Origin of the sequence: Enterococcus sp., assembly GCF_032555305.1 — a bacterium.
In the GTDB taxonomy this organism is placed as follows: domain Bacteria; phylum Bacillota; class Bacilli; order Lactobacillales; family Enterococcaceae; genus Enterococcus_A.
Genome location: NZ_JAWGOQ010000012.1, coordinates 54447 through 66167, shown reverse-complemented (window position 1 = coordinate 66167; position 11721 = coordinate 54447). Strand labels below are relative to the sequence as shown.

11 protein-coding genes are annotated in these 11721 nt (G+C 45.8%); all 11 read left to right on the top strand.

Features of this window, described 5'->3' with window-relative positions; translation table 11 throughout:
• On the top strand, positions 1–591 hold the full coding sequence (gene yedF, locus E6139_RS10540; protein ID WP_316403030.1) for a sulfurtransferase-like selenium metabolism protein YedF: 591 nt from the start codon (positions 1–3) through the stop codon (positions 589–591).
• 124 nt (positions 592–715) lie between these two features.
• Positions 716–982: a DUF3343 domain-containing protein gene (locus tag E6139_RS10535; RefSeq protein WP_316403029.1), complete on the top strand. Its 267-nt coding sequence runs from the start codon at positions 716–718 to the stop codon at positions 980–982.
• A 4-nt stretch (positions 983–986) separates the two neighbouring features.
• Positions 987–2876 (top strand): selenocysteine-specific translation elongation factor, encoded by a 1890-nt coding sequence (gene selB / locus E6139_RS10530; RefSeq protein WP_316403028.1) that lies wholly within the window; start codon positions 987–989, stop codon positions 2874–2876.
• Positions 2877–4001 carry an aminotransferase class V-fold PLP-dependent enzyme gene (locus E6139_RS10525; protein WP_316403027.1) on the top strand — a complete coding sequence of 375 codons (1125 nt, stop codon included), beginning with the start codon at positions 2877–2879 and terminating at the stop codon, positions 3999–4001. It abuts the gene before it with no gap.
• A 15-nt stretch (positions 4002–4016) separates the two neighbouring features.
• Positions 4017–5393: an L-seryl-tRNA(Sec) selenium transferase gene (gene selA, locus E6139_RS10520; protein WP_316403026.1), complete on the top strand. Its 1377-nt coding sequence runs from the start codon at positions 4017–4019 to the stop codon at positions 5391–5393.
• An 18-nt stretch (positions 5394–5411) separates the two neighbouring features.
• Entirely contained in the window at positions 5412–5912 is a 501-nt protein-coding gene (locus E6139_RS10515) for a CD3072 family TudS-related putative desulfidase (RefSeq protein WP_316403025.1), read from the top strand.
• Positions 5905–6450, top strand: coding sequence for a CD3073 family putative ECF transporter S component (locus E6139_RS10510; protein ID WP_316403024.1), 546 nt, complete (start codon positions 5905–5907; stop codon positions 6448–6450). Before E6139_RS10515 ends, E6139_RS10510 begins: the two co-directional genes overlap by 8 nt.
• A gap of 487 nt (positions 6451–6937) precedes the next feature.
• Positions 6938–8509 carry a ribosomal protection-like ABC-F family protein gene (gene abc-f, locus E6139_RS10505; protein ID WP_316403023.1) on the top strand — a complete coding sequence of 524 codons (1572 nt, stop codon included), beginning with the start codon at positions 6938–6940 and terminating at the stop codon, positions 8507–8509.
• Positions 8510–8677: 168 nt separating this feature from the next.
• Positions 8678–9037: a YxeA family protein gene (locus E6139_RS10500; protein ID WP_316403022.1), complete on the top strand. Its 360-nt coding sequence runs from the start codon at positions 8678–8680 to the stop codon at positions 9035–9037.
• 2 nt (positions 9038–9039) lie between these two features.
• Complete coding sequence (locus E6139_RS10495) at positions 9040–9792, top strand: ABC transporter ATP-binding protein (RefSeq protein ID WP_316403021.1); 753 nt, start codon at positions 9040–9042, stop codon at positions 9790–9792.
• 11 nt (positions 9793–9803) lie between these two features.
• On the top strand, positions 9804–11606 hold the full coding sequence (locus E6139_RS10490; RefSeq protein WP_316403020.1) for an FtsX-like permease family protein: 1803 nt from the start codon (positions 9804–9806) through the stop codon (positions 11604–11606).
• Positions 11607–11721 lie beyond the last annotated feature (115 nt).

Sequence of the window (11721 nt, the reverse complement as noted above, 5' to 3'; positions counted from 1 at the left end):
ATGTTTAAAATTGATGCGTTAGGCAAAGCTTGTCCGTTACCGGTAATTGAAACGAAAAAGGCGTTACGTGAACATGAGGTTGTACAAACGTTGGTTGATAATGAAATCGCCACGCAAAACTTGAAGAAAATGGCGGAGCAGCTGGGCTATATTTACCAAATGGATCAGGACGCGCCAAATCATTATACTGTCGTTATTTCAAAGGGCAATGCGGATTTGACGGAAGAAACACCACAAGTCGCAGAGCCAATCGCTACAGTGGATGATTATATCGTGGTCGTCGATACGAACGTGATGGGCCGCGGTTCGGATGAATTAGGAAAGAACTTATTGAAGGGCTTCATCTATTCGTTGACTGAACAAGATGTTTTACCGGAAAAAGTGATTTTCTATAATGGCGGCGTGCACTCAGTGGTAGAGGGTTCTGATTCGTTAGAAGACTTGCAAGGGTTGGCTGAACAGGGTGTTGAGATTTATGCCTGCGGGGCTTGCTTGAACTTCTATGAGCTGACTTCAGCGGTCGGCGAAGTGACTAATATGTATCGTATCGTAGAAATGATGCGCCAAGCACCAAAAATCGTTAAACCATAAAGGATGTCAGTTCAACAGTTAATGGGAATTTATGCTTGATTGATCGTTGAATGGCAGACGGCTTGAACATAAAACTCATTTTTTCAAAAAATGAATACTTTACTATGAAAAAGGAGCAGTTTTTATGCAGACATACGGTGTTGCATTGTTTTATTCAACCCGGGAGGCCATGAAAGCTGAGGAAATCGCGAAGGAAGCCCAACTTGCCGTTCGAATCATTCCCACACCGGAAAAGATTCATGCTAGTTGCGGCTTTTCTTTGAAATATCCGCTGACTGAGGAAGCGGCTTTAATGGCTTTGCTTACCGAGGCCGAGATCGTATCAGAAGGCTTTTATCATGCGTCTCAAGAGGGATTGAAGACAGATTATAAGTTAGTTCAGAAAGGATAAGCAGATGGCAAATATTGTGATTGGAACGGCGGGGCATATCGACCACGGGAAAACAACCTTGATCAAAGCGCTGACGGGTATCGAGACGGATACCACCAGTGAAGAAAAGAAGCGCGGGATGTCGATCAATTTGGGTTTTGCTTATTTGGATTTACCAAATAAAAAGCGGGTCGGCATCGTTGACGTGCCGGGACACGAAAAATTTATTAAAAATATGGTCGCTGGTTTGCCGGGGATCAACCTGATTCTGCTGGTGATCGATGCGGCGGAGGGGATCATGCCCCAGACAAAAGAACACATTGATATTTTGACGTTATTAGGGATTCGCGACTTTTTGATCGTGTTGACCAAAGTGGATACCGTCGATCCTGATTTGAAAGAGCTGGTGGTTGACGATATTCGCGAACAGCTGGCAGACACACCATTGGCTGAGGCGGATTTAATCGAGACCGATGCAGTGACAGGTACCGGGATCAAGGAATTATTGGCAAAAATTCAGGAGCATTCGGAAGAGGTTCAAGAACGCTCAGGCAGTGGTTCGGCTCGTCTGAATGTTGACCGAGTCTTTAGTGTGAAGGGCTTCGGAACGGTTGTCACAGGCACGCTTTTAGACGGTTCGATTAATGCGGGCGATGACCTGTATCTTTATCCGAGCCAGAAAAAGACGCGGGTACGAAACATTCAGGTGCATGAAACGGATGTGAAAAGCGCGCAGCCGGGACAGCGCACGGCATTGAATTTAGCGAATATCGCGACAGATGAGATTGAGCGGGGGGATGTCTTGTCTGTTTCTGAAAAGCTGGAGGACACGTGGATGTTGGATGTAAAAGTCAGCTGTCTACCAGAAGTAGAAGGCGGGATCGGCTTATGGGATCGCGTGCGTTTGTTAGTAGGTACACGTGAGGTGATGGCTCGGACAGTACCGCTAGGCGTCGACTGGATTGGACCAGGTGAAGACGGATTCCTGCAGCTGCGTTTAGAGGAGCAGGTCGCGGTCAAAGAGCGGGATCGGTTCATTCTGCGTTCCTATTCTCCAATGCACACGATCGCGGGCGGCGAAGTATTGGATGCGGCACCCCATAAGCATCGCCGTTTCAAAGTTGAGATTCTAGAAAGTTTGAAAGCGAAAGAAGAAGGCAGTTTGGACGAACTGGTGGCAGACTTTATGGTCAACAAGAAGCAGCCATTTACCAAAGAAAAAGAACTGTTGGAATATCTAGGTGTGAATAAAGAAGAGCTGCAGCCAATTTTAGCAGAAATGATCTCAGAGGGACGGGTGCTGGAAACCAAAGTCGGCTATCTGGCACAAGCTAGTTATCAGAAATTAGTCGATCAGGCAACCGAAATTTTGTCGGCCTATCATAAGCAATACCGTTTACGCTATGGGATGCCTTTAGAAGAGTTCCGTTCGCGGATGCGCGGCGTCTTAGCTGAAAAAGAAATCTCAGCCTTGATCGCCTTAATGAAGGAGCAGCTGGTCAAAGAAGCAAATGATAAAATTGCCTTAGTCGATTTCGAGGTCACCTTCAACAAATATCAGGAAGCTGCGAAAGCAAAAATCGAACAGACCCTTGCTAAAAATGGCTATACCCCAGTCAAAAAAGAAGAATTATTCGATTTAGATAAAAACGCGGAGGAAGTTCTGGAAGCCTTGAGTGGCGATACCGTGGTCTTCTTGACTCATGAATTTGTTCTATTGGGCAAGGTCTTTGATCAATCGGTGAAATTGATTCAGCAATATATCGCAGAGCATGGACAGATGACGCTGGGAGATTTCCGTGACTTGACGGATTCCAGCCGTAAATCCTCGATGCTGATCTTGGAGTATCTAGATAAACAAGGAATCACCAAACGGGTAGAGAATTATCGAGTGCTAGGAGAGAAGGGAAAATAAATGAGCATCTATATGGATAATGCCGCGACAACTGCGCAAAAACCGGCTGTGGTGGCGGAAGCAATGACGGCGATCCTGACAGGCGAATATGGCAATCCTTCTCGCGGCGCTCACGGCTATTCCTTAGCCGGCTATCGTGTGGCGGAAAAAGCCCGCAATCAAGTCAAGGACTTGTTTAAAGCCGATCAGCGCTATGAAGTAGCCTTTACGAATAACGCGACCGTCGCTTTGAACGAGGTACTAAAAGGCTTGATCCAAGCAGGTGACCATGTGATCACCACCGCGTGGGAGCACAATTCCGTGTTACGTCCGTTGTATCAGCTGGAAACGCAAGGAGCCAGTTTCGATGTGATTTCCAGTGAAGCGCTGAGCGGCCGTTTGAATTACGCGGAGTTCGCTGAAAAATTCCGTCCCGAAACGAAAGTCGTCGTGTGTAACCATGCTAGTAACGTGACGGGAAATCTGCTGGATCTGGAGTGGGTCAAGAATTTTTGCGAAGAGCACGAACTCTATTTGGTTATCGATGCATCCCAAACAGCTGGCGTGGTTCCGATCGATCTTAGTGATGGACGAGTTGCGGCGGTCTGCTTTACGGGACACAAATCCCTTTATGGTCCGCAGGGAACCGGCGGGGTGTGTTTGCTGAAGAATCTGCCAGTGGAGCCGGTCATAACTGGCGGAGATGGGATGCAGTCCTTTTCGAAGGTTCAACCGAAGGAATTACCGACGCTGCTAGAAGCGGGCACGTTAAATATTCCTGGACTCGCAGGTTTAGCGGCTAGTATACAATGGCTGCAAGAAAAAGAAGCAAAACCACAGCTGGGGGATTATTTTTACCAGGAATTGCAAAAAATCGACGGTGTAACCATTTATGGCGATTTCGACAATCCGCGGGTGGATGTTTTTTCGATCAATATCAAGGATGCGGAATCCGCGATTGTCAGCGATCTTTTATGGGAAGAGTATGAAATCGCGACGAGGCCCGGTTATCACTGCGCGCCTTTGATGCATGAAGCATTAGGAACCGCAGATCGCGGGACTGTCCGTCTATCCTTTTCAAGCTTTACTACCAAGGCAGAAGTCGATACGGTCTTGGCAGTATTACAAAATCTGGCGTTACGCTAAGAAAGCAGGTGACCTATGTCAAAAGAGATTCAAAATATTTTAGCAAGTTTGCCTTCTGTAGATGTTCTATTGAAGCAGATCGACCCGATTTATCCCCATGGAAAGGCCAAAGAGGCCACGCAGCAAGTCATTGCGCGCCTTCGTGAATCCGTTGTCGACGGGACGAGAAAAACAGTGATCGATCAAAAGGAAGTCTTAGAGATCATCCACAAGCAATTAGAAGAAAAACAATTTTCACTGCGGCGAGTGATCAATGGTACCGGGACTGTGATCCACACGAATTTGGGCCGGTCTTCCTTGAGCCTCAAAACGCAGGAGCAATTATTGGCGACCAGCTTCCACTATTCAAATCTGGAGCTTGATTTAGCGAGCGGTAAGCGTGGTTCGCGTTATAGTCACCTAGTTTCGATCGTGAAGAAACTAACAGGTGCAGAGGATGTTTTAGTGGTCAACAACAATGCCGCTGCGGTGCTATTAACGTTAAGTACGCTGACGCAAGACAAGCAGGTATTGGTATCTCGGGGCGAATTGGTCGAGATCGGCGGTGCATTCCGTATTCCAGACGTGATTACCTCCAGCGGGGGAAGCATCGTAGAAGTTGGCACGACGAATAAAACACATTTAGCCGACTACGAGAATGCTTTGACGGAGGATACAGGTGCTGTTCTGAAGGTGCACACCAGTAATTATCGGATTATTGGATTTACTGAAACGCCAGATTTAAGCGACTTGGCGGAGCTGGCACACAAGAATAACCTGCCGCTGATCAATGATCTAGGCAGCGGCTTACTGATGGATATGCGTCCATTTGGCCTGCCTTACGAGCCAACCGTGAAGGAAGTGCTGGACCAAGGCTGCGACATTGTGACCTTTAGCGGAGACAAGCTGTTAGGCGGACCGCAGGCAGGGATCATTGTCGGGAAAAAAGAATACATCGAAAAGATGAAGAAAAACCAATTATTACGTGCGCTGCGAATCGACAAGATGACACTGAGTGCGCTGGAAGCCACCTTGTCCTTGTATCTTGACGAAAAAGAAGCGCTAAAATCTGTGCCGACCCTGCAAATGATCGCGCAAAGTGAAGAGGACTGCTTAGGCAAAGCCGCGGAGCTGGCGGCGATGCTCCAATTGATCACGGAGTTGAGTGTGAAGATTGAAAAGGATAGCAGTAAAATCGGCGGCGGCTCTTACCCAGAGCACTTATTGCCGACCTATGCTGTTGTGTTGAGCAGCAGTAAATTCTCAGCGGATACGCTGCAGGAAAAGCTCCGTTTCGCTGCTACACCGATCATCAGCCGTATCAAAGAGGACTGCAACTACTTAGATATGCGGACAATCGCTATCGAAGAATTCGCGCTGATCCAGGAAAGTCTGCAGGAGATTTTTGAATAGGAAAAGGAAGCTAAGACCATGCAACCACAAAAGCAATTAGTGGCCGTGTCTCATTGTGTTTTGAATCAAAACGCGGTGATTCACGGTTGGGAACGAGCAAGGGGAGCCTTTCCTTTTGCGCTGGAGCTGCTCAGTCGCGGGATCGCATTGATTCAATTGCCTTGTCCAGAATTTATCGTACTGGGCGGCGATCGCCCTCCGATGACTTATGAGGAATACCGCGATTTGCCAAATTATCGTCACCAATGCCAAACGCTGCTGCAGCCGATGATCCAGCAGATTCAAAGCTATCAAGCAGAAGGATATCAGTATCTGGGGATAATCGGTATCCATGAAAGCCCGAACTGTTCCATCAGTGGACAACGAGGAGTTTTGATGGAGGAGTTTTTTTCGGAATGTCAGAAGGCCAAGATCGCAACCAATTATTTGGAGGTGCCTACGTGGTACAGCGAGGACGATCAAGGCAGTTTTAGTGATCAGCTGCAACTGTTTTTAGAAAAAGGAGTAGAGAATGAATAGTAAAGCAAAAGTAATCGCGATTTGTGCCATCGCAGTCGTTTTGAATGTGGTGCTGGGTGAAGCAGTATCAATGATGAAGATTCCGTTGTTGTTCTTGGATACGATGGGAACGATCTTTATCGCCGCGAACTTTGGGATGAGTTATGGGATACTAACAGGCGTGTCAACGAACTTATTAATGGGTTTAATCAGCGGACCGATGTCGATTCCGTTTGCCTTAGTTAATGTGGCAGTGGCCATCGTTGTTGCATTGTTAGCGAAAAATGGTTTCGGTTTTGGCAAAGCACTGATCGCAGGTCTGTTGCTGGCGTTCATTTGCCCAATGATCGGCGCACCGATTCGCTTAGCGCTGTTTGGCGGGTTTACCGGATCAGGGACAGATATCGTCATCATGGCTTTACGGGCATCCGGCAAGGAAATGATCTCGGCAACCTATTGGGGCGCTGTAACGGGCAATCTGGTGGATAAAATCGTCTCTTGTTTACTAGTTGCTTGGTTTATCAAGCTGCCGCAAATGAAGCGTTTCGCAGTAAAATGAGCATGAATCGATTCTAAGACTAAGGTGCTTAGTCTGGAAATTTTAAAGTGAGCTGGTTTCAACGAAAGGAACGTTGAGGCTGGCTTATTTTTTTTGTCCATTTACGAATCGAGTGAAAAGGATTACTTTGCGATCGTTTTCAATTATGTTATCCTATAAGTAATCAACAATCGAGAGGAGGAGCTTACACATGGTCGGTATGTCAAAAATAACGCTGAATCAAGACAACTTGCGATTCCACATCAGCTTTTGTCATACTCTTACTTTTAAATCAGGGATCAAGGGGGCAGTCTGCCCAAAAACACCTGAATTTAAAGAAAATGCATGACCATGAGGTAAAATCCTGATTCGCTGGAATTTTAAAGAATAACAAGGTCATGTTTGGATTGCCCATTCATGATCTTTTTTTGCGAGTTCAGCTTTTTGAAAAATGCTTACTTTACAGTGAACTAGCTGTCTCATGGTCTTGCTCTAAGGAGAAAAGATGATGTTGATACAAGTAAACAATATTACCAAGAATTTTAGTACAGTCCCTGTGTTTAAGGGGTTAACCTTAGGAATCAACGAGGGAGCAAAAATCGGGCTGGTGGGGATGAACGGCTGCGGAAAAAGTACCCTGCTGCGGATACTGACAGGAGAGGAAGGGGTCAACGAAGGAACGGTCGCTCGTCGAAAGGGCTTAACGATCGGATATGTTCCGCAAAAGCTGGTTGCTACAGATGAGTACGTCAAGGATTATTTATTTAATAGCTTTGACGCAATCGGAAAAATCCGAGAAAAAATGAAGCAAGTAGAAAAGGCTATGACTGATTCTGCTGCAGATCTCGAGCGGCTTTTAACACATTACGGACGGTTGCAGGAAGCTTATGAAGAAGCCGACGGGTATACGCTGGAGGATCGAATCGCCGGCACTTTGAAGGGCTTGGGAGTTGCCGATAAACTGGAGGCTCCTCTTTCAACCTTAAGTGGTGGGCAGCGGGTGCGAGTAGAATTGGCGCGCGTCCTGACTGATCAAGCCGATGTCCTGCTGCTGGATGAGCCCACCAATCATTTGGATCTTACTGGTATCCATTGGCTGGAAAACTACCTGAGTCACAGTAAACAGGCCTACTTAGTGATTTCCCATGATCGAGAGTTTTTAGATAATGTTGTCGAGCAAATCGTCGAGATCGAAGGCGAGCAGGCCATCAGCTATCCGGGAAATTACAGCAAGTTCGCACTGCTAAAGCGTGAACGTATTGCTTTGCTGCAAAAGAATTATGATCTCCAGCAAAAGGAAATCCAGCGGCTGCAGCGAATGAGCCGGCGCTATCGTCAATGGGGACAAGAGTCGGATAATGAAGACTTTTTCCGCAAGGCCAAGGAGATCGAACGCCGAACAGAGAAGCTGAAGCAAGCATTGATCAAACCGCCCGAGTCAGGTAAGAAGCGCCTGCAGCAGATCACGCAGGCGCAGCGGTCAGGGAAGGAAGTCCTGATCGCTGAAGGCATCGGCAAGTTGGCGGAGGATCGCATCTTATTCGCCGAATCTGACTTTATTATTTATCGACAGGAACGTGTAGCGCTGGTTGGTGCAAACGGGAGCGGGAAAACGACGCTGATCCGCTGTTTGCTGGGAGAAGAAAAATTAGATGAAGGCGTCATTAAAATAGGTGCCAGTGTCAAAATCGGCTATCTGCCGCAAAAGCTGACCTTTGATAAGCCGGCGCAACGAATCTTGGACTATGTTCGAGAATATTTAACGGAGGAACAAAAGGCGCGGCGAACGTTGGCGCGCTTCGGCTTTTTTGCGGAGGATATGTCCAAACGCATCCAAGACCTTTCCGGCGGTGAGCAGATGCGGTTGTATTTATTGAGGCTGCTGCAGCAGAAAATCAATTTTCTGATTTTGGACGAACCGACCAATCATTTAGACATCGATGGCAAGGAAGAATTGGAGGATATCCTGACCGATTTTGCTGAGACGCTGCTGGTGGTTTCCCATGATCGCTACTTTTTACGAAAGATTACGAAGGAACAGCTAGTGATCGAAGACGAAGCCATTCGCAAAAGCAACTAAATCAATTTTTGAAAAAGCTAGTTTCAGCTATAAACGTTGAAACTAGCTTTTTCCACGCAAAATTTCTCAAAATGACAAAAATGTTAGGTGTTTTTAGGTTCTTTCAATGGTTAGATTTCCGTGGATTTTGTATAGTTGCTCTAGAAATGAAAGAAGGAGCGATCAGTTATGAAAAAATTTTTAATTGGTTTAGTCGGTGTAATCGTCATCGCCTTTGTAGGACTACAGATAGCAGACAAGGTTGTGAAGGGCGGGGATGATTATTACGTTCAGATCACTACAGATGGTCAACGGGTCGATGGAAAAGATGACAGCGGCAATCCCTATGTCGATTACAAGTATTCGCTACCCGGCTATGACAAGGATGGCAATAAAAAAGAGTTAGACTTCAATGCATCCAAAGATCGTCCATTGCGACGGGAAGCGTTTCTTAAAGTAACGTGGAACAAGAAAAAGGGCGTGACTTCTTATGAAGAGGTTCAACAAAAGCAATTACCGAAAAAAGCTGCGGAAAAATTAGGAGTGTAAGTATGGAAAAAATCGTATCAGTTAATGAAGTGAAGAAAACCTACGGAAAGGGCAATCAGAAGAAAACCGAAGCCTTGAAGGGCATCTCCTTTGAAGTCGAAAAGGGCGAATTCGTCGGGATCATGGGCGCCTCTGGTTCTGGAAAATCGACACTATTAAATTTATTAGCAACCTTGGACAAGCCGACCGATGGCAAGATCCAGATCAATCAAGCCGATGTGACAAAGTTATCGGGGAATCAACTAGCAGATTTTCGCAGCCGTGAGATCGGCTTTATCTTCCAAGATTTCAATTTGCTGGAAAATTTGACGGCTTCGGAAAATATCGCCGTACCGTTATCATTGCAGGGTGTTAAAGGCAAAGAAATCCATCGCCGTGTGGCAGAAGTAGCCAAACGCTTATCAATCGACAGCATTTTAAACAGCTATCCTGCTCAAATCTCCGGTGGACAAAAGCAGCGGGTGGCGGCGGCACGTGCGCTGATTACTCAGCCAACGATTCTTTTAGGAGACGAACCAACGGGTGCGCTAGATTCAAACAGTGCCCGCGATTTATTGGACACGATGGAGGAATTGAATCAAAAGGATCAGGTGTCGATTCTTTTAGTAACCCACGATCCTTTTTCAGCAAGCTATTGCCAACGCATCCTGTTTATTAAAGACGGCGTGATCTATCAAGAGGTCAAACGTGAAAATCAAACGCGAGAAGCTTTTTATCGTCAGATTTTAAGTATTCTCGGTAATCTGGAACAGTAGGAGGTTATTTGATGCTGTTAAAATTATCACTTACTGGGATCAAAGGACGCCTACGTGACTATGTCGTATTATTTTCAGGTCTGGTCGTAGCGTCAGGAATCTTTTATATGTTTGAAGGTCTAGCTACTAATAAGGCTTTTTTAGAGAATAATTCAATGATTAATTCGGTGGTAATGATCTTCCATTTGGGAACAGTCTTGCTATCCATCATTACCTTTGTCTACATTCTATACGCCAACTCGTTCTTGATGACGATGCGGCAAAAAGACTACGCCATGTTTATGATGCTGGGAGCAAAAGGCCGCAAGATCGCGCAATTGATCTTTATCGAAACCTTTGTCGTGGGTGTCAGTGCGACCGTCGTCGGCACGGTGCTCGGTATCGGCTTAAGCACGATCGTTCAGCAATTATTAGTCAAGCAATTGGCGATCAAGATCACCCACTTTACGGCGGTCAACTCTTCCGCCATCCTCTTTACCTTGATCTTTTTCACCGTGATTTTCTTGCTGGCAGCCTTCGTCAATGCTATGACAATCGTGAAAAAACCGATTCTGAATCTGCTGCGGGCAAGCGAAACACCATTGCCGGCAAATCGTAAAATTTTCACGTTAGTATTAGAAGTATTAGCGGGAATCGTCTTCTTAGGTGTCGGCTACTTCATGATGTCGCAGGTGACGACTTTAGCATTCTTAGCCTTGATCGTGGCGTTGATCACGATTATCTTGGGAACGTATTTTGTTTTTCATTCCATCTTGATCTTTGTTCTGGATATGTTGAAGCGCAGTGACAGCATTGCCTTGAAGAAACTGAACAATTTTACCCTGTCCCAATTAAGCTTCCGCATCCAAGATTACACGCGGATCTTATCGATGGTGGCGATGCTCTTTGCTTTAGCCTTAGGGGCGATCACTGTGGGTTTAGGCTTCCATAATGAGATCATGAAAATGACAGAAGCAACCTCAACCTATGATTTAGTGTTGAATAATGGTCAAGACTACAGTGCTTCAGATCTTAAGGGAATTACGACGTCGTCGGATGTTGCTTATCAGCAAAAAGAAGACAAGGACAACATTTATTATATTCGTGAACAATTTGATCAAGCGCCACTGAAGGTTAGCCTGTTTTCCGGAGCGGGCAAAACTAAAAAAACGCAATACAACGGTGAAAAGTTAGCCAATGATCTAAACGCCTCAGACGAACTGCGCTCGTTGGAATTACCTGAGCAAAGTACGAAAAAACAGCAATTCGTCTCTAGTGAAGCATTCGCGGCTTTGCCTGGCAACACAACAGAATTACGCCTGATTTCAGTGAAGGACTTTGCGAAGGATCAAGCGGCGTTGAAGAAACTTGCCGAAGAGAATTTCAGTAAAAATCCAACATTGAATAAAGACACAGGCACGATGACGCAGAAAGCACTTGTTTATGAGCTGTTCAACGCCTTGTTCTCCGGCTTTGAATTTATGGGCTTCTTCTTGGGTATCGCCTTTTTGACGATGCTGGCAAGCTGCTTGATGTTTAAGATTCTATCCGGCGCCAAGAGCGATATCCAACGCTACAGTATGCTGGAGAAAATCGGTACTCGCCGCAAACTATTGAATCAATCGATTCGCAGAGAGATCGGCATTCTATTCTTAGTCCCAGGACTCTTAGGTGTGACCCATGTCCTGTTTGGTCTAAAAATGTTTACGACATTGTTGAGCGAACCCTATAGCAATATTTGGCTGCCCTTCCTGATCTTCTTTGTTCTGTACTTTGTCTATTATCTGTTGACGGTATGGATCTACACAGGGATCGTGATGAAACGCGAAGCTTAGTATTTGTTACATGTAAAAAAGGCTCTCAGAAATCAATGACTGGTTTCTGAGAGTCTTTTTTTATTCTATTCTTCCACTGCCCTAGATAATGAAAGGGTTATCAAAATAATTGTTG